This window comes from Rhodococcoides navarretei, assembly GCF_038069675.1.
GTDB classification, from domain to species: domain Bacteria; phylum Actinomycetota; class Actinomycetes; order Mycobacteriales; family Mycobacteriaceae; genus Rhodococcoides; species Rhodococcoides navarretei.
In genome coordinates this window covers 4,323,657-4,344,723 of record NZ_JBBPCN010000001.1, presented here as the reverse complement: position 1 = coordinate 4,344,723, position 21,067 = coordinate 4,323,657, and the positions used below count along the sequence as shown (strand labels likewise).

Below are 21,067 nucleotides of genomic sequence, written 5' to 3'. Positions count from 1 at the left end.
TGCTCGGTCGGAGTCAGGATTGGTCGCGCGCCGCGGCCTGGACAGCACTGGCGAGTCCGGAGAACGAACATTCGACGGGATCGTGCGAGAGCAGACTGCTCAACACAATCGACTTCTGCTCCCCGAACGTGGAGTTGAGGCGCTGGGTGGACATCACGTAGAAGTCCCACTGGTCTAGATCGAGCGGGTCGGCGGTGGCCCGATCGGTCTGTTTGAAGACACAAAAGACGTAGACGTCGGCCTGCCGCTTCCGTTGCGCGGCAATTGTGTTCGTCGTCGCGTCCCAGCCGTTCGTCGGCTGGATCCCGAAGCTGATCGTCGACACCCTCTTCTGCTTCCAACTTTGCAGGTACGCAGACGATTTCACCTCGACGCGAATTCCCCCTTCGGGCAGTAGATCAGAAGCATCCCACTCCACTCGGACTCCATCGGCTACGCATCCGAGTGCGAGTCCGACGATGTATTCGGCGAGAACACCGCGTTGGGCGTTCCCGATGAGATCCGAGCACGCCCTACGCCAGAACTGGCGAAGGTCCGATCCGATCGACTGCCCCTGCTGTGTGAAGGGCTCGTCGCCACTCTTCGGTGCTGTCACGAGTGAGCCGAGGCGGTTCGTGAGCTCGATCGACGAGCATTCGGCCACGTCGGCCGCATACCGGGTCCCGTGGTGGTCGTGCAGCATCGCACTCGATGGGTCGAGATGCCGATGAACTCGAAATCGATGGCCATGAAAATTTTCCCTCGATCGGGCAGGTGAACGGAACTAGCTCTTCCGATGTCTACTCATGTGCCGCCAGATCGAGTGGTCGAGTGCCGACACCGGCATGTCCATCCGCCTCGCAGCGTCGGTCACCAGCCGTGAGACTTCTTCGCTCCCGAGTCCGCGACCCAACGCCTCCACCACGAATCGAGTGACGAGAGTGTCGGCTTTGACGCCGTCATGGCCGACCAGCATGAGGAAGTAGTCCCACGTCACCGGGCCCAAGCCGCGAGTTCCGCAGTACGCGGCTCGCTGCGCTGCCGAGTCCCGATCGATGTCGGATGCGTGGCGCGCGGCCGACGCTGCGAGCCGGCCGGCAGCAGAGACGATCGCCTCAGCCTTCGGCACACCCCCGGTCTTCTGCTTGTTGCCGAGCACCGTCTGAAGCCACTGCGGGTCGGCCTCGCCCAGTACACCGAGGTCGTCCCAACATGGCCTGCCGGACTCGGCCTTGTACCTCTTGATCGCGCCGCGTACGCCCGTGTCGGCAGAGACTCCGTAGACCGCTCTGATCGACAGGACCGCATCGATCAACGCCAATTCCACATGCCCCGGCCATCCGTCCGGGGCAGCGTGCATCTCAGTGATCTCAGCCGTGAGGTACTCGACGAGCATCTCGACATCGACTGCGTCCGTCGTCGCCATCATGGTGGATCCCTTCTGGGTCGATGAGAGCGGACGTTACCGGCCAGCGCCGACCTATCTGCACAGATCTCGTCATCGACGACCACAGTTCGTCGTAGGAGCGAGGGTAAGGCAGTCGACACACGTTCCGGTGCTGCCTGCGACAGTCAGGCGCACGTTCGGCTATCCGCGGATGACGATCTCGATGGCGTCGACATCGACGTCGTACGTCTTCGCCAGACCGGCCTTCGCCTGCCGGATCGTCAACGCGGCGACCTCCGTCGTCGGTGCTTGCGTGCTCGTGGACTGATCCTCGAATTTCTCGAACTTTGCATCGGTCAGGTCGATCCCCAGATCGTCCAACGTGGTGTACCGCACCGGATTTCGGTCGCCGGTCCAGACGTCGGAAACACTGATCCGAGCAAATTCGCTGAACTGAATCTTCCACCGGGCGGGGTCGCCGGCCGTTGCGGGAACGATCCGAGAGATCCGCCCGACCAAGAAGGCGCTGCCGTGATCTTCGGTGCCGTCCGCGTACGCCTCGACGTTGTGTGCGTTCTGCGTGCACACCACGTACTGGCACTTCCTGGCTCGCGCTGCGTCCAGTTTCCACGACTGAGACCCACCCTCACCCAGAATCGAGTCGAGGCTCTTGCCGGTGAACACTGCCACTGTGTCTTCGTTTGTTGTCATGCAGAGAAGGTAGCAAACTATCGACCGTCGTGCAACGAACTATGTATAGTTTTATCCATAGTTTTCGCGTTGTGCCTGCGGGGACACCTAGAAGTTGCCCGCCCCCGCATGCATCTTGGGCGCTACCGCGGCTACGAGCGTGGTCGGGCCTCGTCGCTCCCGCACAGTTACCCGAAGTGCTCCACAAGTCGAGGGTGGACGCCTGTCGAGGTCGACGAGGTCGCGCATTCCGCCTGCCGGCGGTGCCGGCCACCTGCGGTGTCCCCTGAGTGGAGCTCCGCTGCGCTCCGCACCGTAGACGAGCATCGTTCTTTCGGGCATCTGGCTGCCGGCGAGTCTGCGTCACCCGGGCCCGCCTTACCCACCCCTGACTCCGCGATGCTCCGGCCCTGCGGGCGCCGAAAACTTTTCACGAACGCCTCCGGCTGAAAACTTCCCGGCCCAGGGTCAGGACGCCGTTCCCGTGCGCCGCCTACTCTCCTCACGCCAGATGACGGCGAAAGAACGCGGGGTAGGACGCAAGACCGACTCGGCACGAGTTCCGAAGGGCAGCAACAGTTATGACCGAGAGCACGAACACCGAGACCGTTACCTGCATCGCGGACGGCCCCGATTGCACCGGCGACGTCGACTACCGGGACGCACTGTCCGGCACCGGGGTAGCGCACCCGAGGTGTGACAAGCACTGGCAGGACCGTCTCGACCTCGAGGACGACCTTCGACGCCGCTACCCGGCCCACGCACCCACCGACTTCGACCCCACCTACGCAGGCGAGCAGTGGGACGAGGACTACTGACCCGGCCCGCTCACACCCCCATCCGACCCGCACCGCGACCGAGGAGCAAAGGCCATGACCACCAACGACATCGACGACTACTGGACCACCTACGACAAGGCCCTCGACGCGGCCGCAGAATGCCGGAGCGTCGAATCCCTGATCGATACCCTGAACCGCTACTACCCGCCCTCGTCCGGAGTCGCCTTCTTCCCCAACGGAGCCGACCGAGACCTACTCGGCACACTCACCGACGCCGGACACTTCGATACCGTCTGGGTCCACGCGGACTACCACTTCGCGCTCCGTGACGGCCGCGGAGACGGATTCACCTACATCGAAGGCGACATCGTCCGCGGAACCTCACGCCGGTAAAACACCCGCCCCGGTGCCAGACGGCACCGGGGCACCAACCCCACCACCTGGAAGGAACGCCCCTGATGCCCGCACAAGCAGTGAACACTGGACACAGGGTCGCTAGGCACCACGATTGACCTACCGCACAAGTGACCGGTGTGTCTTTCCCAAGACGCGTCGTCGCGGTGTCGAGCGGCCCGCTCGTCGGTGGTCGGGCCTGGCGGCGTGACTTCATAGGACCTTGAAGCGACTCTGCCCCATCACTGTTTTGTCCACCGCCAGCGTCCGCCCACCCAGCGCGAAACTCGGTCGGAAGGCCCGCCGAGTCCGTCGAACGGGAAGGCTCGGATCACATGGACGGTGACATCGTCGTCGGCATCGATTCACACAAAGACACTCACTACGCAGCTGTGCTCACACGGGGTGGAAGGAGGCTCGGAGCGCGCCAGTTCGGAGCCACAGCACAGGGCTACAACGAGCTGTCGGAATGGGTGGAGACGTTCGGAACTCCGGCGAGCTTCGGTGTCGAGTGCACCGGTTCGTACGCTGCGGGACTGACGCGTCACCTGCTCGAACGTGGCATGTCGGTCGCGGAGATCAACACGACCAACAAACATGCGCGGGCTCGCCGTGGGAAGGACGATGCCCTCGATGCGGAGATGGCTGCTCGGCACGTCCTCACCGGAGCCGACGCCATCGTTCCGAAGTCGAGTACCGGAGCGGTGGAATCGATCAGAATGCTGCTTCTCACGCGGGAGTCGGCAGTGAACGCTCGTACCGTTGCGCTGCAACAGATTCAAGATGTTCTGATCACCGCCCCGGTGGCTCTGCGTGAGTCGATCACCTACAAGCGGGGGAAGGGAGCCGTCGAAGCGTGCTCCCGGTTGCGTCCGGACTTGTCGCGCCTGTCCGATCCGGAACAAGCTGCGAAGTTGACATTGCGGACTCTCGGTCGCCGGGCCAGCGATCTGGCCGAGGAGATCGCCGTTCTGGAGCGCGAGCTCGACACTTTGGTGACCGCGACGGCTCCGACGATGCGCGCAGCGTGCGGGGTAGGACCGGTCAACGGGGCGCAGTTGTTGGTGACCGCGGGGCAGAACATCGGCCGGCTTCATTCCGAGGCCGCGTTCGCCCGGTTGTGCGGTGTCGCCCCTGTTCCTGCCTCGTCGGGCAAGACGACGAGGATGAGGCTGCACCGAGGCGGTGATCGCGCCGCGAACAGAGCGCTCTACTTGATCACCGTGTGTCGGCTGCGGTACGACCAACGCACGATCGACTACATGCAACGCCGGCGCGGTGACGGGTTGTCGAAGAAGGACGTCATCAGGTGCCTCAAGCGGTTCGTGGCGCGGGAGGTTTTCAACGATCTCGTCGCTGATCTCGCAGGATGTGGCAGCATGTCAGCAGAGGTTGACGTACCTGCCGCTCGCGCCCCGTCCGGGGTTCGGTGAACACGTTGCTCTGAGGGTCCACCATCGGAATCCGTCAGGAAGCAGCTGACCGCCGGTAATGCGAGCATCCGGACTCGGTTGTGCTTCCAACGAAGGATCCCTGATGCCCGTTCACATGACCATCGATGAGTTGAAGTCCGCTGCACGAACGTTGCGAAAGTTCCTGGCCGAATCAGGTGCTGCACAATTGACCCACGCCCAGTCACTCGAGGCCGTCGCTCACACTGCCGGATTTCGAGACTGGAACAGCTGCAGCGCCGCTCTTCTCGCTCCCCGTCCGCTGGCGGCTGTTCCGATCCTGCGGGTGTATGACGAGGTCGCGACACGAAACTTCTATTGCGACTACCTCGGATTCGAGGTCGACTTCGAGCATCGCTTCGCCGCCGATCTACCGCTCTACATGCGGGTCACCCGTGGCGGTGTTCACCTGGACCTGAGTCAACACCACGGGGATGGAACACCAGGGGCCGCTGTGTGGCTGCCGACGGTCGACATCGCGGCGTTCCACCGGGAGCTGCGTCGGCGAGACCATCTGGTGACTCTGCGACCCGGTATCGATCGCTCCGCACCTGGTGGACCGACCGTCGAGCTACTGGATCCGTTCCAGAACGCCCTGCGCTTCTGCGAACTCGACGACTGACACATGCTCGACTGACAGACGATTCACTGCTCCCGCCCACGGATCGCTTGACATGTATAGGACCGTCATGGGCCACCCTGATCGTCGGCGTCCTCGCCGTCGTCGGCGTCGCCCTGACAGTCCGCCAACGCACCGTGGCCGACAAACGCGCCCAAGCCTGGCAACGGATCACCTGGTGCCTCGAACGCACCACCAGCGCCGACCCCGCCGAAGCCGAGCTCGGATGGGACATCTACGCCACCGTCACCGACTCACCGCTCATCACCACCACCGAGCAAGACGTCCTCGTCGCCGTCGCTGACCGATCCGCCCGACGTGCACTGGCGGAACCCGACGAAACCGAGGACACTGACAACCAGAACGAGCAGGAGGACCCACGATGACCACCGCAGAAGCCCGCAAGACCTGGACCCCGAACGAACGGCGCAGTGTCGCTGCCGCAGCAGCCCGCGCCTCGATCGCACTCCGTGAACGCAGCGGCCGCGAGGTACCCCAATGGATCCGCGACGCCGCCGAAGGGCGCCCCACCACCCCACCGGCCGAACAGTCCTGACGCCGGCCACAGCCGCAGACCGACAAGGCCCGTACCCCCACAGGGTGCGGGCCTTCTCTATTGCCTCACCGAGAAGGAGCGCTGCGAGCAGGTCCGGGCCACCCTGCGGGCGTCCACCGAATCGAACTCCGCTGCGCTCCGTCCTGTGAAAAGAATTCTTGTTTTCCCTTCTGGCCTTCCGATTTTGACCGGCGGTGACCTCCGCGCAACCGCCGGCGTCCGCTGCGCTCCCGGCCCCAAGGGGCTCCGAAAACTTTTCACAGACGCCTCCGGCTGAAAACTTTCCGGCCCGACCATTGCACTCCGGCCCCCTCATGCCGGTCCAACTCTCCCCTGCCAGAACGGCAAAAAAATTGGCGGGCCACCCGGTTCGTCACGTTGAGCAGGGGAGCGCGAGATGTCGAAGACCACCGCCCAGAAAGCCCACAGCAGCACCGACACCGACAACTACGGCGCAGTGGTCACCCACACCACCGCCACCATCGTCGGCCGCCAGAAAGCCGTGGTCAACGTCCACGCCGCCGCCACCGACGACGCCCAGATGATCGTCACCTTCAACCGACTGATGATGACCTTCCGCTCCGCCGCCGCCGTCCACGCGTTCATCGCCGGACTGGCCGACGCCCGCACCCTCATCGGCCGCATCGACAACCAGGCACCCCAGACCGGGGGACCGGGCGACGACTACGCCCGCGCCGCCATGTCCGTGGTCTGGATTGCGCCACCGGAAACCGCCGTCACCCCACGCGAGCAGTACGTTCCCGCCCGCCGACGCACCATGCACTGGGTCGAGGTCCACATGGGACCGGTCACCTGGCGCATCATCGACCGACTCGGCTACGTCACCATGCTCGACGAGCTCCGCAACGTGCATCGTATGGCCGTCGCGATCTTCACCGACGGCGACCAGTACCTCAGCGACCCGACCACCCTCACTGACGCATTCGACGACGCCGAACGCGAACACCAGGAGGACATGGCCGCACCCTGGCGACGCCGCCTCTGAGACGCCCGCAGGCCCCGGACCCGACACGGTCCCGGGGCCGAGTCGTATCCATCCACAGGCGGATCGTCTATCCCCAGATTCCGGAAAATGCCTGCGCATCGCGGACCTCGCTGGCGCTCGGTACGCGATGCTGGAAGCCGAACGCACTTTCGCGCCGCCCGGCTCACCCACCCGAAGGAACACGACACCGATGATCACCTGGACCGTCACTACCCGACCCGACCGCCAACCCGAAACCATTACCGCCGCAGGAGCAGAACCCAGCCTCGACGCATCGAAACGAGCCGCTGCCGACGCCGTCCGCTACGCCCTCCTCGACGCCCAGGCCCACGCCGACACCAGCCCCACCAACACCCCACCGACGTACCTCGTCACCATCGACGGAGAATGCGCCCTCATCGTCAGTCTCGGAGCGTGCCGACCCGGCAACTACACCGGAGTCCTGGACAACCTCGAACACTTCGACGGCACCGCCACCCACCTGCTCTACCTATAGGCAGGCCAAGGGGAACAGACCTGAAAGCGTTGCGAGAGAACGACTCTGTCGGTCCCCACTGCAATACTCGCCCTCATGCGAATCAGAACACTCACCGGCCCACCGCTACCAGCAGAGATCGCAGCGAACACAGCGCGACTCCTCGCGCTCGTGGAACTGAACAACGCCCGGCCCCAATCGGAACCGAACGCCACGGCCAACGACCGCAGCCGCCACGCGCGACACTGCTGAATCCGCCAACCCCTACAACCAAAAGTCCGGTGACCGTGAACGGCCACCGGATCCTGGTGCTTCTACTTATCAGCCTTAGAACAACTGCAACCAAGCGATCAGCAAGTCAACGGCTCCGTGAACCCACGGACCCACCACATCCCAGACCGCCAGCAGCACTGCCCACACAGGAGACGAAACCTCGTCACCCTGCCACGGCACATCGACACCGAACATGTGGCACACCAGCTGAATCCGCCAGTGCACCTGCGCCAGTGTCGACAAGGTCCTCACGGGTCGTGAACCCTTGAACCTCGCGGACCATCCTCTCCAGCCTGCTCGCCCGGTCTCGGACCCATCATTCTTCTCTGCAGCCATAATAGTTTCCTCTCGTTGTGAAATTCCGTCCCGTTGTTGGAGTGATTTGCGCACACGTGTGGCATATCGGCCTTTCGGTTGGATTCTCGATATCTTGGCTCAGCGATTGCTTCGCCTCCATTAGGGTCCCATATCGAGGGCCTTTTCGCAACCTCTCGAAGAAAGCGCAGTCGCCACATATTCGCAGGTCAAAAGCGGTTTATAAGTTTAATCGCGTACTTATCGAGCGCGAATTATTGCCGGATTAAAAGCAGCGGATATCTCTGATTCGTTTCCGCATATTCGCGATTAATTGTGCGGAATAGATAAATGTTCGACAAAAGAATGTATCCAGGGTCTTTGAGCTGCCGCGACACCGAGCGTGGTCGGTCTCCGTCGCTCCCGCACAGTCACCGCGCGAGCTCCGCAGGTGGGAGGTGGTCACCCGCCGACGTCGACGAGCGGTCTCGCATTCCGCCTGCCGGCGGTGCCAGGCCGCCCTGCGGGCGTCCACCGAACCGAGCTCCGCTGCGCTCCGCACCGCGAAAGACATCGATTTCGTGTCGCACATCTGGCTCCCGGCGATACTGCATCACCCGTGCCCGCCGCCTCAACCCCTCGCTCCGCTGCGCTACGGCCGAAGGCTCCGAACACTTTTCGTCCCGTACTCGCTGCGCTCCCACGAAAACTGTCCGAGACGCGGGGTTGCCCCGTCGTTCCCGTGCGCTGCTGTCTCTCCTCACGCCAGATGACGGCGACAAGAAATTGGCAGAGCAGGCCGGGGGACCGGTCACGAGGGAGAGGGGCCAGTCATGGCATCACGGACCAAGACCAGCGCAGCGGAGAAAGTCGAAGCACGCCGCGAGCTGGCGGCATCACTGCACGCCTCGATCACCGACAAGGTGGCCGAGCTGACCAGCTCCGACACGTTGCGCGCGTACCTCGACCACGTGGCCTCGTTCCACTCCTACAGCACTGGCAGGGATGGTGTATTCGGGGGTGCGAATGCCGTCGCTCAGGGTCGGCGGTCGGCGGCGTAGTTTGCCCATTGGCCGTTCGTCTTGAAGGTGTGTTTGGCGACGGTATGAGCGTTGAGCCCTAGGATTCCCGCGAGCACACTCGGCGGGAGCTCACGGGCTAGCTGTTCGGTGGCGGACAGTCGTAGCTTTCGGGGCTCGATTCCAATGGCGCGCAGCCTGTTTCCTAGACTGGTTGCACTCAACGGTTTGCCTGCGTGGCCACCTGCGAAAAGCCATGTCGTAGGTAGTTGTTCCGCAGTTCCGGTGCGCCGCTTGAGGGGTAGATTTCGGGCGATGGCTGCGAACGGATCTGGCAGGTCGAGGACGTCGGTGGGACCGAGTCGTAGACCTGTGGTTGTCGCGGTGGCGATCACGTCGGCTGTGGTGAGGCTGACGATTCGCCGTAGCGGCTGGGCGTAGAGGGCGACCAGCGCACCGGCCAGTCGATCTACCGGGTCGAGTGACTCGTCGTGGATAAGGCGCCAGCCGATCTGCCAGCGATCCTCGGCGTCGGTCGGTAGTTCTGCATGGGCTCGACGCTCTTTCGGGAGGGCAATCTCTTTCGATAGGTGCCGTGTTCTTTGTGCCCAGCTCAAAAACGGGCGGATGTGCCATCGGGACGCACCGGGCTCTGCGAACCAGGCGTCAATGTCGTATTGCGCACATCGAGGCATCTCGGTTCCTCGTCGTTCGAGTGTGTTGAGGAACTGAATGACTTGGAGGATCTGGCAACGTGCGTTCTGTACGGCGGTGCCGATCGGTCGGTGCGTTTCGAGTCCGCGCAAACGCGGCAGTACAGCCCAGTGCGTCCACTGGCTAGCGAGCTTGCGATGGCCTGTGTCGAGTCCGCTGAGGAGTTGCGGGAGCTCCGTCTCGAGCCGCCGGAGACTACGGTGCACGTCGGGGTCGAGGATGCCCGTAGCGATGAGGAGTGATCGGAGGTAGTCGACCGACTTGGGCCGAGGGAGCAGGTCGAGTGATTCGTGCGTGAGGGGAATGGTGCCGTCGTGGAGGCCGCGCAATAGGTCCGTGTTGCGGTTCAGCCATCGCCGTGTGGTCGTCGGTTCAGCCTGCATTATGGCGTCACGAAGTGGTTCCAGGGGCCCGTCGGCAGTCGGTGGTAAGACGTGCTCGAGGTGGCAGCGGAGCGCGCATCGCGCGCACATGCGTTCGCCGTCCATGGCGATCAGGGGCTGACCGACGCTGGGGCACCGCGGGCAGCTTCGCTGCGCCTTCTCGCGACACCATCGGCATAATGCGTTGTCGTCCAACAGCTTGTCGGGTTTCGTGCAGCCGGTGCACGCGCCGCGATGCTGTCGTCGTCTTTTCCTGCAGCGGTCGCACACCCGGACGCGGTCTACGACTGAATTGCACAGTACACAAACAGTATTGATCACTTCTTACGTTTGATTTCCGCTCGCCGTGGTGTGCGCGTCTTCGCGTCGGATGGTGTTGCTGCGGTCTTGGGCCGATGGGTAGTTGTACCGGTCGCTCGCACCGTCGCCCGTTCGGCGACTGGTTCGATCAGATCGTTCGGTGTGCACGAGAGTATGTCGCAGAGCGCCGCGAGGGTACGCAGGCTGAGGCGTTCCGGCGTTCCAGTGACCAGGCGATACACCTGAGCTTCGGACAAACTGATCCCGCGCTCGGCAAGCAGCGGTCCCAAACCGGTCGTCGCGAATATTCCCCTCTCGGCCAACAGTCGGCGTAGGTGCCAGTCGTAGTTCAAGCGTGGCTGTTGCATCCCTGTCTCCGTCCTACTCTGCGGTGAACGCTCGGTCCAATGCCCGTCGGAGGGCATTGTTCTTGTAGTCGGTGCCGACGCTGGTGTAGATCGCGGTGGTAGATCCCCAGGAGTGTCCGAGTTGTTGCTGAACAAACAGGTGGTCGAAACCGTCTTCGAGTAGGTGTGTCGCATACGAGTGCCGTAGGCAGTGCGGACCGAGATGCTTCTCCAGTCCGATTGCGTCCCGGTACTCGGCGAAACGGTGCGAAATCGACTCGGTGCCGACGCGTGCCCGACGTTCTGTCGGCCACATGGCGAGATGGTCGGTGTCGTACAGGGGCCGAATCTCGGTGACCCACTCGGCGACGGCTTCGGCGGCCCACCCCATCGTGGTCAGTACCGTTCGGCGGCGCGGTGGCCCTCCATTGAGGGCTTTGCCGTAGCGAACCGACAATGCGCCATGGCGGCCGAACTCTTTGGCCGCGGAGTTCGCGGTCCAGTCCACGATGTCCAACATCGCTGCCTCGCGGCGACGCAGCCCCCAGGCATAGATGACCTTGAACAACGTCGCGTCTCGGTAACTGGCAAGCCATCCCTTGCGGCCGGACAACCCAACCCGGTTCACCCGCTCATCGCAGTAGTCGAAGAAGGCCTGTAACTCGTCCCTCGTCAGTGGCCGGTTTCCTGGTCGACCTTCGTACTCCCCGCGGTGGACGACGGTGTTCCATTCGTGGAAAACCTGCACCGGGTGAACGCGAAAGTATCGCTGACACACTTCATCCCACCGATATCGGACATCAGTGATGTAGGCGCAGAACAGCGACGCGGCCATCTGGTAGAGCCGCACAGTCGAGTGAGCGACCCCCGAATCGACAAGATGTGCGGTCCACTCCTCGACGTCCATCGACGACCAGTTCCAGGGGTAGTCGTTCGTGAATGCGACCAGCCTCCGCACGATCTGTGTCCGTCGCTCGATCGTCAAGTTTGCGAGCATCCGCGCACGTTGCTGCGTCTCCCATCCGTCGATCATTCCTTCCAGGACCGTTTCCTCCGGAACCAGTAATACGACGCCATCACTGAGGAAGCGGTCGGCGGAACCTTTGGCGTCGGACGCGGGCTTTTTGGCAACAGGGTCGACCGGCACTGGATGAATGTAACAGTCATTCGATGCATGTTCACGTGATGCTCTTCAGCTGCTGATGACCGACGAGCCCGCGGCCGCCCCCGGAGATCGACGCAGATGCAAGTAGGCGGTTGTGACATGGATGCCCCCTTTTCAACGGTACGGGGAGGGGGTATGGTCCGAATCGTCGCAAGATACCCCCTGGGGGTATCATTCAAGATGAAGGAGTACCTCATGATCACCACGAATTACCGAGTCACCGGCATGACCTGCGGACACTGCGAGGCGTCGGTCCGGGAAGAAGTCGGTGCTGTGGCCGGGGTCGACACGGTCGAAGCATCGGCGTCGGCGGGGACGCTGACGGTGACAAGCGCCGATGAGCCCGACCACGCCCAGGTCGTCGCCGCCGTTCGCGATGCCGGATACACAGCCGAACCGCAACCCGCAGATTCACGCACCGCGTAGCCGCTGAACTCGGTGGAGAGAAGGATTCGCACGATGAACAACCACACACACGCCGATGTCGGCGTGGCCGAGACAGCGGGCACACAGTCGGGCCACGACCCGTCTGGACACAGCGCAGCCCACACCGGACACGGCGAGCAGACTGAACACGAAGGCCATACCGGGCACGGTGGCCATGCCGGTCACGGCGATCACGTCGGCATGTTCCGTCGCCTGTTCGCGATCATGCTGGTCCTCGCCGTCCCGGTGATCGTTGCCTCGAACATGTTCGCGATGCTCCTCGGATACTCGCTGCCCGACGCAGCGTGGATCGCGTGGGTCTCCCCGGTACTGGGCACCGTGATGTATGTCTGGGGCGGTTCCCCGTTCCTCACCGGCACAGTCAGCGAAATCCGTTCACGTGCACCAGGAATGATGCTGCTCATCGCCCTCGCGATTACCGTCGCATTCGTCGCGTCGATGGGAGCGAGCCTCGGCCTGCTCGATCATCAGCTCGACTTCTGGTGGGAACTTGCCCTGCTGATCGTGATCATGTTGCTCGGGCACTGGATCGAAATGCGATCCCTCGCTCAGACCACCTCCGCCCTGGACTCGTTGGCAGCACTGCTCCCGGACACCGCCGAACGCGTCGACGGCGACGACGTAGTGCAGGTATCCCCGGCCGAGCTGCAGCTCGGTGATCTCGTCGTCGTCCGCCCCGGCGGACGCGTACCCGCGGACGGCACCATCGTCTCCGGATCGGCGAGCATGGACGAATCGATGATCACCGGCGAATCACGCACCGTCCGCCGCAGCGACGGCGACCAGGTCATCGCCGGCACTGTCGCCACCGACTCCGGCCTGCGCATCCAGGTCACCGCAGTAGGGGAGGACACCGCCCTCGCCGGCATCGGCCGGCTCGTCGCCGACGCCCAGAACTCGACCTCGCGCGCTCAGCGCATCGCCGACACCGCCGCCGGCTGGCTGTTCTGGTTCGCTCTCGGATCCGCGATCATCACCGCCGCCGTGTGGACCCTGGTCGGGATGCCCGACGACGCCGTCATCCGCACCATCACCGTGCTGGTCATCGCCTGCCCGCACGCACTCGGACTCGCGATCCCGCTGGTGGTCTCCATCGCCACCGAACGCGCCGCCCGCGGCGGCGTTCTGGTCAAGGACCGGCTCGCACTCGAAACCATGCGCACAGTGGACACCGTGCTCTTCGACAAGACCGGGACCCTCACCAAGGGTGAACCCACCGTCACCGCAATCGAGGTGACGAACGGGCGCACCGCCGACAATGTCCTCGCTTTGGCTGCTGCCGCAGAAGCCGACTCAGAGCACCCACTCGCACGCGCCATCATCGGTGCCGCACGATCACGGAACCTGACCGTCCCGGCGGCCACTGACTTCCAGTCGTCCCCCGCTGTCGGGGTCTCTGCGAATGTCGACGGTACCCGCGTACAGGTCGGCGGGCCCGCGCTGCTCGAGCAGGAACACGGATCCGAACTCGCCGTCGCCGACCGGTGGCGCGGTGACGGGGCGATCATCCTGCACGTCCTCGCCGACGGGGCCGTGATCGGTGCACTCGCGCTCGCCGACGAGATCCGGTCAGAATCACGCACCGCGATCGATGCACTCCACGCCCGCGGAATCACCGTCGTGATGATCACCGGTGATGCCGATGCCGTCGCGAAGTCCGTCGCGACCGAACTCGGTGTGGACCGCTACTTCGCCGGGGTGAAGCCGGAAGACAAGTCCCACACCGTCGCTGCACTCCAGGGCGAAGGACGTACGGTGGCGATGGTCGGCGACGGAGTCAACGACGCCCCAGCGCTCGCGCAAGCCGATGTCGGTATCGCGATCGGGGCCGGCACCGACGTCGCTATCGCATCGGCCGGAGTGATCCTCGCCAGCGACGACCCGCGGTCGGTGCTGTCGGTAATCGAACTCTCGCGCGCCTCGTACCGAAAGATGAAGCAAAACCTCTGGTGGGCAGCGGGATACAACCTCATCTCAGTCCCACTCGCGGCAGGAGTGCTCGCACCGGTCGGGTTCGTACTGCCCATGTCCATCGGCGCGATCCTGATGTCGCTGTCAACGATCATCGTCGCCGCGAACGCGCAGCTGCTCCGGCGACTCGACCTCACGCCCGACACCATCGCCGGAGCGCTGAACGAGGGGAGTTCCAATCCTCCGTCGCAGCGCACACCGTCACTGTGAGAGCTGATCTCGTACCGGAAACGCAGCCCTGACGACTGCGAAACGCTGATGGCCGCACCCTCTCCGCCGGAGAGGATGCGGCCATCGTTGTGTGGCGGGCCGGGTCAGCCGAGCAGCCGCTGCATGGTCTCGATTTCCTGCTGCTGAGTGGCGACGATGGCGCGTGCCATCTCCAGGGCGTCAGGATTGGAACCGTCCGCGATTTCGGTGTTCGCCATCTCGATGGCACCGGTGTGGTGGGCGATCATCATCGTCAACCACTGGCGGTCGAATTCCGGTCCCGACGCTGCCATCAACGCGTCCATGTCCTGAGCGGTCATCATGCCGCTGCCGGAGCTGTGGTCCATCCCGCCCATGTCACCCATGTCCATGTCGGGCATGGGCTGGCCCCATTCGGTGAGCCAGGTGGTCATCTGGTCCATCTCGGGCTGTTGCGCGGCGGCGATCGCCGATGCCAGTGACAGGACCTCCGGGTTGTCGGTGCGGCCGTTCGCCAAGTCGGCCATCTCGACTGCTTGCGCGTGGTGCGGGTACATCATCTGCGCGAACATCACGTCGGCATCGTTGAACTGCGCCGTCGAGCTCGCCGGAGCGGACGATGCCGGCGTCGAGGACATCGATCCCATCGAATGGCCATCCATCGACGACTCGGAAGAGTTGTCGCTACAGCCGACGACGAGGAACGCGCTCGCGGCAGCAGCAGCGATCGAGGCAACAACTTTGGTACGCATGAGGAAACTCCTTGCAAGAGTGAGTAGTACAGAGGATTCGATGTCGTTCGATCCGCCGACAGACACGCGTCTGCCGGGCTCCCTGTCACACTCGCAAGGTCACCGATCTGTCCAACTCCCACAAGGTCCACGGCGGTGCGCGCTCCAGGATGGAGTCTGTGCGCCCGGCGATCCCGTCCACCGCTGTCGGCGACTGGCCTGTCTCGGTGCTCATCGTCGGGACGGACAACGCGGCCCACGACACCGGAGTTCCCACACAGGGATGCATCATCTGATGCGCCGACGGACAATCGTGTTCCCCGAACATCACCGAAGCCGAGCTACTGCCCGGGGCTGTCGACGCCATCGCGGCATGACCACCGGTCATCGACTCCGACATCGGGCCAGCCATCGACGATGCCGGTGTCACAGAATGCATCAACAACACCCCGAACACCGTCACTGCAATCAACAATCCGATCGCCGAGGCTGTGCCCCGTCGAGTGCGACGAATCGTCGAGTTCATGCTCTCGGCGGTAACAGGGCATACCCCCCAGGGGTAGCGTCGGTGCATCGTTCAGCTGGCCAGTCGGACGTCAGCTCTCGGTCGTGCGAACCAGTGAACCAACACCCCGCTCGCGACACTGAGTGTTGCGAGCGTCGGCATCGCCACCACGATCGCCCTGTCGAGCCCCCAGAAGGTTGCGAGCGCACCGATCCCAACCGCAGTGAGACCCTGCGACAGGTACGCCACCAAGTACATCAACGACAGTGTCGCGGCCCGCGTCTCGGCCTCGGAGGCTGCGACGACCATCCCGAGCCCGCCGTAGAACATCAGGCCGTACCCCACCCCACTGATGACCGCAGCGAGCAGGAAGACTGTGAGCAAGTCCACGTTGGCTGCGGCGACGAGGGTGACAGACCCGGTGGCGGAAAGCACCGAACCGGCCAAAGATGCGGACGTCGGCGAACCGCGGCGGGCGATGATGGACGCGGGAACGATGGCAACAGCCCAACACGCAAGTGCGCACGCGGCGACGAAAGCGTCGACGGTACCGACGAGATCCCTCACGATCTGCGCACCGAGCCCGATGAACACCGCGCCCATCATGAAGGCCACGGTGAGGGAAGCAACACCGATGGCGAACTGCATTCGAGTTCTCGCGGGTGCTCGCACCCGACTGGGCCGCCATCGAACATTGCTGCGCGTGGCCTCCTCGGGGAGGAACCACACCAGCGGCAGCAGAGCAATCGTCACGCCGAGCAAGATGGCGAACGGGAACGTGGTGGGCAAGGCGGAGTACTGCACGAGCGCACCGCCGACAACGAGCGCGAGTGCGGTACCGCTGGCCGTCGCCGCCGTATTGACGGAAGTGGACAGTGCCGCGGTGCGGCGCGGTGCGAACTCGACGAGTGCGGCGCTGGCCGCACTCATCGCGATACCGACCCCGAGTCCTTGAAGAGTGCGGCCGATGAAGATCGGGACGAGACCGCTTGTGACCACGAACAGCGCAGTGCCGACGGCGACCATGCCGACGCCGGCAAGCAGTACGCGGCGTCGCCCGATCGAGTCCGAGAGAGACCCACATGCAACGAGAGCGAGAACCAGCGCTACCGGATAGGTAGCGAACAACGCGGTCGTGACGACCTCACCTACGCGCCACCGATCCGCTAAGAGCGGATAGACCATCGACGGCGCGCCGCTCGCCCACAACGACACAACCAGGACGCCCGCCGCCGTCGACAACGCCACAGGTAACGGCAAGGTCTTGCGTGAACGAGGGCGGCGGTTCACCGATCTACGCCGACCGAACCGACGGTGTGCGACCAACCGAGCGGAAGGTGGTGCGCCCAAGCCTCAATGGGTGTCGAGTAGAGCAAGGATGGTCCTCACGATCAGATCGGGTGCGTCCATCGAATCCAGCCGCCCTGCTGCTATCTCGGCTCCGGCACCGTGAAGGACCTGATGGAGCACGGCGACTTGCCACGAGGTGGGCATGTCACGTGAAAACAGTCCTGCACTGCGTCCGCGTTCGATCAACGATTCGACCCGGCTCGCGGGGCCGTCGTGAAGCTCGCGGATACGCGCTGGGGGGAGTTCTTCCTCGGCGGCGGCAATGACCGATCGTGACCGGTCCACCAGCTCCCAGCTGCTGTGAATGAGCCGGGACAACGCTTCTCGGGGATCCCCACCCAGATCGACCGCAGCCAACGTCTGCTCACCGCGATCGATCACACGCGCCACCACGGCATCGATGAGCGCTGGGCGAGAAGCGAAGTGACCGTAGAGCGTCACCCGCCCGAGACCGGCTTCCCGTGCGATATCGCTCATCGTGGCGTTCTGCCGCCGAGACAGGCAGACGATCGCAGCATCGAGGATGCGCTCGACGTTGCGCACCGCGTCGGCTCGTTTACCGCCTACCTGTGACGTATCGGTCGTCATAGAACCCTCACTTCCCGAACACGTTTGTATGAGTTACGGTACCAGTGTCCAACTCAAACAACTATGTACAACTTAGGAGGCAGTGGTGACCACGTCGAAAACGACACCGGAAGCGGGCGAAGGGCTTCACCCGAAGCGATGGCTCGCACTGGCCCTGCTGGGCACAGCGCAGTTCATGCTGATCCTCGACGTCACAGTGGTCGCGATCGCGCTACCGCAGATGGGCATGGACCTGGCCCTCTCGCGGGAGGCGGTGACGTGGGTCGTCGCCGCATACACCCTGACCTTCGGCGGCTTGATGCTCCTCGGCGGGCGTAGCGCGGACCTGTTCGGGTCCAAACCAATCGTCTTCGCCGGCCTGGCCGTCTTCACCGCCGGCTCGCTAGCGGCCGGACTGGCTGCCAATGCCGAGTTCCTGCTCGGCGGCCGCATTGTCCAAGGCATTGGCGCGGCGATGCTCTCACCGGCGGCGTTGTCGGTGGTGGTGCGCCTGTTCGCCGGCGACGAACGCAACCGCGCCCTGGGCATCTGGTCGGCATTGGGCGGCGGCGGCGCGGCGGTCGGTGTCCTGCTCGGTGGCCTGATCACCGCCGGACCGGGATGGCCGTGGGTGTTCTACGTCAACATCCCGGTCGGCCTGATCGTCATTTTCGGCCTTCTGCGCGTCCTTCCGCCCCTCGCCCCAGCTCCCGGGCCGCGTCCCGCGCTCGACATTCTCGGTGCAGCGCTGGTCACCGCTGCGACCGGATCGGCGATCTACTCGTTGACCGTCGCCGGTGAAATCGGATGGACCAACCCGCAGACCCTCACCGCAGCCGGGGCAGCGGCAGCGCTCTACCTGCTGTTCTACTGGCGACAGCAGGCCGCGTCCTCTCCGCTGATGAACCTAGGACTGCTCAGCCGACGTCCCGTCGGTGCCGGAGTGTTCGTGATCCTGATCGCAACAGCCCTGATGGTCGCAGTGTTCTTCCTGGGCACCTTCTACTTTCAGCAATCCGCCGGGCACGGCCCCCTCGTGACCGGACTGTTGTTCCTACCGATCGCCGTGGCCACGATGACGGGAGCGAACCTCGGCGGACGCCTCATCGGCCGCTGGGGCGCACGAATCCTCGGCACCGCCGGGATGCTCATCGCAGCGTTGGGATTACTTGTGCCAGCCCTGTGGGCAACCACCGCGGCGACCACGATCGGCGTCAGCTTCGGCGCATTCGGTATCGGCGCGCTGTTCGTCGTCGCCTCAGCCACCGCGCTCGGACAGATCGGCCCCGAGGAGGCCGGCATCGCATCCGGCCTGCTGAGCACCTTCCACGAATTCGGTGCATCCATCGGCGTGGCCACCGTCTCGAGCATCGCTGCACTCAGCCTCGTCGCGGGTGGCGGTGACACCGGGTTCCAACACGCGTTCCTCTTCGCCGCAGCCGCTGCTGCACTGGCCGCAATGATCTCCGCCGTCGTCATCCCGCCACGCCCCGCACTCTGATCGTGCAAAACCAGGCACCGCCGGTCAGGAAGTGGTGAAAGCGTCACCGTCACCGTCGACGACTGAGCTCTCGGTCCGGATAGTGTTCGTGGAGAACGTGATCAGGTTGCCGTCTCCGTCCACGGTCGCGAATTCCATCGTCCCCCAGTCCGTCGCGACGGGGTGGCCGGCGTCTGCCGGATGCAGAACGCCCGCGCGCGAGAGTTCGTCGTACAGCGCGGTGACCTCGTCGACGGTGATGCGGCAACTGGCCGTTCCCGCGAGGAAGGTCTCCGCTCCGCTGCACACAGGCCAGGGTGCGGTGTCGGGCCGGCTGCTCCAGCTGTCGTCGTCGGCGGCCCACAGGTGGATCTCGACGTCGTCTCGAGTGAGCTTGGCGAAGGTGGGATCGGAGTACTGCGCCGTGAAGCCCAAGGAGCGGGTGTAGACAGCGACTGCTGTCTCGATGTGCCGTACCGGCAGTGCGGGGACCGCTCTGGACATACGCATGGGCAACACTAACGCCAATGAACGGCACGAGGAAGCGAACGCTGCCGTGCCTTCGGGGAGTGCGTGCGGGCCGAGGTGCACGGTCGCCGCGCGGACGCTACCGCTCGGCGTTCGACAGGGTCGGCGTGACGCGACCCTTCGCTGCGTTCATCGTTGCAACGCTTCGCCTTTGGATCGCAGCGACGCGGCGAGTTGGTCGACGGTCGGCAGACCCGCCAGGCCGCGGTCGGTCGAGTAGACGCGGCAGGCAAGTTCGGTCAGTTGCACGGCATCGTCGAAGGCGTCGACGCCGTCAACGAGGATGGTCGGTGAGCCTGCGAAGGCCGACGCCGCTGCCTCGGCGTCGGAGGAGATCAGCCGGTGTCCGATCTCGATGTCTGACTGTCCGATCAGGCTGGCTGCAGCACGAACCCGGTCCGCAGCTTCCTGCCAGTTCGGGCATCCGTCGAAGTACAAGATCTCCACCTTCATACGAGCGAGTCTGCCCTCGAATCGGATGGCGTGCCGGTGCGGCCACAACGGGGGTCAGTTCATGGTGAGATCGTTTCGGCTGCAACGGGCGAGGCGGCGATCGTGCACCTGATGCTATTCCGCATCCTTCTTCAACAACGTCCTGCTGATCCTCGCCCAGAAGCCCGAGGCAACGCAGGTCGCCGGATTCCGTGCCTGGCAGCAACGCGGACGGCAGGTCCGTAAGGGCGAGAGGGCGATCCGGATCTACGGCTACAGCTCCCGCACCGTCACCGAGACCGACCCCGACACCGGCGACGAAGAGACCCGCAAGGTGCCCACGTTCCCGATTCTGTCGGTGTTCGACCACTCCCAAACCGACCCGATCGAGGGACACCCGCAGCCCGAGAAAATCGCCCAGCTGCTCACCGGCGCTGATCCGGACGCGATCTACGACCGCGTGGCCGCGATCATGACCGGACGCGGCTGGACCGTCACCCGCGAGGCGATCCCCAGCAGCGCGAACGGCTACACCACCACCGACGGCTCCCACCGGATCGTCGTCGACGCAGCCCTCGAACCCGCAGCGGCCGCGAAAACGATGATCCACGAGGCAGCGCACGCGATCATGCACGCACCCGACCTCATCGGCCCCGAAGCCCGAAAGGACCTGCACCGGGGCCGGATGGAGGTCGAGGCCGAATCCGTCGCCTACGTCCTGGCCGGGATGCTCGGACTCGACACCAGCGCCTACAGCGTCGGCTACATCGCCGGATGGGCAGCAGGAGATCTCGAGCAGGTCACCGCCACCGCGAAAGCAGTGCTGACCGCCGTCCACGAGTTGGCAGACGCCCTCGATCCTGCCGCCGCCGAGTCGGACGACGGCGAGGGCACCGGGACCGGGCAAGCCGCATAGGTGCACAGGGAGGTTCGCCGGCCGAAATGTTCCGGCCGGCGGATCAGGCCACCTGCGGTGTCCACCGAATCGAGCTCCGCTGCGCTCCGCACCGTGGAAGAGCGAAGACGTTTTTTCACTG

The 21,067-nt window shown here is 64.4% G+C and carries 28 protein-coding genes; 14 read left to right on the top strand and 14 right to left on the bottom strand.

All coding sequences use genetic code 11. The features are described 5' to 3' along the window. Positions 1–13: 13 nt before the first annotated feature. The 3 genes from AABD04_RS20490 to AABD04_RS20480 all read right to left on the bottom strand — a co-directional run bounded on the left by AABD04_RS20490 (position 14) and on the right by AABD04_RS20480 (position 2,077). Complete coding sequence (locus AABD04_RS20490) at positions 14–682, bottom strand: hypothetical protein (protein ID WP_341442297.1); 669 nt, start codon at positions 680–682, stop codon at positions 14–16. Positions 683–763: 81 nt separating this feature from the next. After that, positions 764–1,408 (bottom strand): hypothetical protein, encoded by a 645-nt coding sequence (locus tag AABD04_RS20485; RefSeq protein WP_341442296.1) that lies wholly within the window; start codon positions 1,406–1,408, stop codon positions 764–766. A 159-nt stretch (positions 1,409–1,567) separates the two neighbouring features. After that, the gene (locus tag AABD04_RS20480) at positions 1,568–2,077 is read right to left on the bottom strand and encodes a hypothetical protein (protein ID WP_341442295.1); all 510 of its coding nucleotides are present in this window, start codon (positions 2,075–2,077) and stop codon (positions 1,568–1,570) included. 560 nt (positions 2,078–2,637) lie between these two features. Between AABD04_RS20480 and AABD04_RS20475 the strand changes: the two genes are divergently transcribed. From AABD04_RS20475 to AABD04_RS20435, 9 genes are all read left to right on the top strand, one after another. Then, positions 2,638–2,874: a hypothetical protein gene (locus tag AABD04_RS20475; protein ID WP_341442294.1), complete on the top strand. Its 237-nt coding sequence runs from the start codon at positions 2,638–2,640 to the stop codon at positions 2,872–2,874. Between the two features lie 54 nt (positions 2,875–2,928). After that, a complete protein-coding gene (locus AABD04_RS20470) occupies positions 2,929–3,228 on the top strand; it encodes a hypothetical protein (protein ID WP_094722000.1) in 300 nt (99 codons plus the stop codon). 335 nt (positions 3,229–3,563) lie between these two features. Further along, on the top strand, positions 3,564–4,661 hold the full coding sequence (locus tag AABD04_RS20465) for an IS110 family RNA-guided transposase (RefSeq protein ID WP_206498880.1): 1,098 nt from the start codon (positions 3,564–3,566) through the stop codon (positions 4,659–4,661). A gap of 103 nt (positions 4,662–4,764) precedes the next feature. Continuing rightward, the gene (locus AABD04_RS20460) at positions 4,765–5,301 is read left to right on the top strand and encodes a glyoxalase superfamily protein (protein ID WP_219520300.1); all 537 of its coding nucleotides are present in this window, start codon (positions 4,765–4,767) and stop codon (positions 5,299–5,301) included. Between the two features lie 47 nt (positions 5,302–5,348). Continuing rightward, entirely contained in the window at positions 5,349–5,684 is a 336-nt protein-coding gene (locus AABD04_RS20455) for a hypothetical protein (protein ID WP_243610790.1), read from the top strand. Continuing rightward, positions 5,681–5,854 carry a hypothetical protein gene (locus AABD04_RS20450; protein WP_243610789.1) on the top strand — a complete coding sequence of 58 codons (174 nt, stop codon included), beginning with the start codon at positions 5,681–5,683 and terminating at the stop codon, positions 5,852–5,854. The genes AABD04_RS20455 and AABD04_RS20450 overlap by 4 nt, the downstream gene beginning before the upstream one ends. A 397-nt stretch (positions 5,855–6,251) precedes the next feature. Beyond that, positions 6,252–6,860 (top strand): hypothetical protein, encoded by a 609-nt coding sequence (locus AABD04_RS20445; protein ID WP_094722009.1) that lies wholly within the window; start codon positions 6,252–6,254, stop codon positions 6,858–6,860. 190 nt (positions 6,861–7,050) lie between these two features. Then, entirely contained in the window at positions 7,051–7,356 is a 306-nt protein-coding gene (locus AABD04_RS20440) for a hypothetical protein (protein WP_094722010.1), read from the top strand. A 75-nt stretch (positions 7,357–7,431) separates the two neighbouring features. Further along, positions 7,432–7,587: a hypothetical protein gene (locus AABD04_RS20435; RefSeq protein WP_243610786.1), complete on the top strand. Its 156-nt coding sequence runs from the start codon at positions 7,432–7,434 to the stop codon at positions 7,585–7,587. Between the two features lie 75 nt (positions 7,588–7,662). On the opposite strand, the gene AABD04_RS20430 is transcribed toward AABD04_RS20435, so the two are convergent. Together AABD04_RS20430 and AABD04_RS20425 are read right to left on the bottom strand one after the other, a co-directional pair. After that, positions 7,663–7,860, bottom strand: a complete 198-nt coding sequence (locus tag AABD04_RS20430) for a hypothetical protein (protein ID WP_341442293.1) — start codon at positions 7,858–7,860, stop codon at positions 7,663–7,665. A gap of 473 nt (positions 7,861–8,333) precedes the next feature. Next, positions 8,334–8,492 carry a hypothetical protein gene (locus AABD04_RS20425; RefSeq protein ID WP_341442292.1) on the bottom strand — a complete coding sequence of 53 codons (159 nt, stop codon included), beginning with the start codon at positions 8,490–8,492 and terminating at the stop codon, positions 8,334–8,336. Positions 8,493–8,735: 243 nt separating this feature from the next. On the opposite strand from AABD04_RS20425, the gene AABD04_RS20420 reads away from it, so the two are divergent. Beyond that, the gene (locus tag AABD04_RS20420) at positions 8,736–8,963 is read left to right on the top strand and encodes a hypothetical protein (RefSeq protein WP_341442291.1); all 228 of its coding nucleotides are present in this window, start codon (positions 8,736–8,738) and stop codon (positions 8,961–8,963) included. Here AABD04_RS20420 and AABD04_RS20415 read toward each other — a convergent pair. From AABD04_RS20415 to AABD04_RS20405, 3 genes are all read right to left on the bottom strand, one after another. Continuing rightward, a complete protein-coding gene (locus AABD04_RS20415) occupies positions 8,939–9,538 on the bottom strand; it encodes a hypothetical protein (RefSeq protein ID WP_341442290.1) in 600 nt (199 codons plus the stop codon). The genes AABD04_RS20420 and AABD04_RS20415 overlap by 25 nt on opposite strands. 797 nt (positions 9,539–10,335) lie before the next feature. Then, positions 10,336–10,686: a helix-turn-helix domain-containing protein gene (locus tag AABD04_RS20410; RefSeq protein WP_032364201.1), complete on the bottom strand. Its 351-nt coding sequence runs from the start codon at positions 10,684–10,686 to the stop codon at positions 10,336–10,338. 13 nt (positions 10,687–10,699) lie between these two features. Next, entirely contained in the window at positions 10,700–11,812 is a 1,113-nt protein-coding gene (locus AABD04_RS20405; protein ID WP_032405569.1) for a tyrosine-type recombinase/integrase, read from the bottom strand. Positions 11,813–12,025: 213 nt separating this feature from the next. On the opposite strand from AABD04_RS20405, the gene AABD04_RS20400 reads away from it, so the two are divergent. Together AABD04_RS20400 and AABD04_RS20395 are read left to right on the top strand one after the other, a co-directional pair. Then, on the top strand, positions 12,026–12,256 hold the full coding sequence (locus AABD04_RS20400; RefSeq protein WP_032364250.1) for a heavy-metal-associated domain-containing protein: 231 nt from the start codon (positions 12,026–12,028) through the stop codon (positions 12,254–12,256). A gap of 33 nt (positions 12,257–12,289) precedes the next feature. After that, positions 12,290–14,458: a heavy metal translocating P-type ATPase gene (locus AABD04_RS20395; RefSeq protein ID WP_341442289.1), complete on the top strand. Its 2,169-nt coding sequence runs from the start codon at positions 12,290–12,292 to the stop codon at positions 14,456–14,458. Positions 14,459–14,562: 104 nt separating this feature from the next. Here AABD04_RS20395 and AABD04_RS20390 read toward each other — a convergent pair whose 3' ends face one another. The 4 genes from AABD04_RS20390 to AABD04_RS20375 all read right to left on the bottom strand — a co-directional run bounded on the left by AABD04_RS20390 (position 14,563) and on the right by AABD04_RS20375 (position 17,611). After that, a complete protein-coding gene (locus AABD04_RS20390; protein ID WP_341442288.1) occupies positions 14,563–15,189 on the bottom strand; it encodes a DUF305 domain-containing protein in 627 nt (208 codons plus the stop codon). Between the two features lie 85 nt (positions 15,190–15,274). After that, the gene (locus AABD04_RS20385) at positions 15,275–15,694 is read right to left on the bottom strand and encodes a DUF6153 family protein (protein WP_032364204.1); all 420 of its coding nucleotides are present in this window, start codon (positions 15,692–15,694) and stop codon (positions 15,275–15,277) included. Positions 15,695–15,745: 51 nt separating this feature from the next. After that, positions 15,746–16,963: an MFS transporter gene (locus AABD04_RS20380; RefSeq protein WP_155289413.1), complete on the bottom strand. Its 1,218-nt coding sequence runs from the start codon at positions 16,961–16,963 to the stop codon at positions 15,746–15,748. 63 nt (positions 16,964–17,026) lie between these two features. Further along, complete coding sequence (locus AABD04_RS20375) at positions 17,027–17,611, bottom strand: TetR/AcrR family transcriptional regulator (RefSeq protein ID WP_032364206.1); 585 nt, start codon at positions 17,609–17,611, stop codon at positions 17,027–17,029. A gap of 85 nt (positions 17,612–17,696) precedes the next feature. On the opposite strand from AABD04_RS20375, the gene AABD04_RS20370 reads away from it, so the two are divergent. Next, complete coding sequence (locus AABD04_RS20370; protein WP_032364251.1) at positions 17,697–19,091, top strand: MFS transporter; 1,395 nt, start codon at positions 17,697–17,699, stop codon at positions 19,089–19,091. 24 nt (positions 19,092–19,115) lie between these two features. On the opposite strand, the gene AABD04_RS20365 is transcribed toward AABD04_RS20370, so the two are convergent. Further along, positions 19,116–19,580, bottom strand: coding sequence for a bleomycin resistance protein (locus AABD04_RS20365; protein ID WP_052053408.1), 465 nt, complete (start codon positions 19,578–19,580; stop codon positions 19,116–19,118). A gap of 147 nt (positions 19,581–19,727) precedes the next feature. Then, positions 19,728–20,051, bottom strand: coding sequence for a hypothetical protein (locus AABD04_RS20360; RefSeq protein WP_032364207.1), 324 nt, complete (start codon positions 20,049–20,051; stop codon positions 19,728–19,730). 142 nt (positions 20,052–20,193) lie between these two features. Here AABD04_RS20360 and AABD04_RS20350 point away from each other — a divergent pair, with 142 nt between their 5' ends. Further along, complete coding sequence (locus AABD04_RS20350; protein ID WP_374640266.1) at positions 20,194–20,946, top strand: ArdC-like ssDNA-binding domain-containing protein; 753 nt, start codon at positions 20,194–20,196, stop codon at positions 20,944–20,946. Positions 20,947–21,067 lie beyond the last annotated feature (121 nt).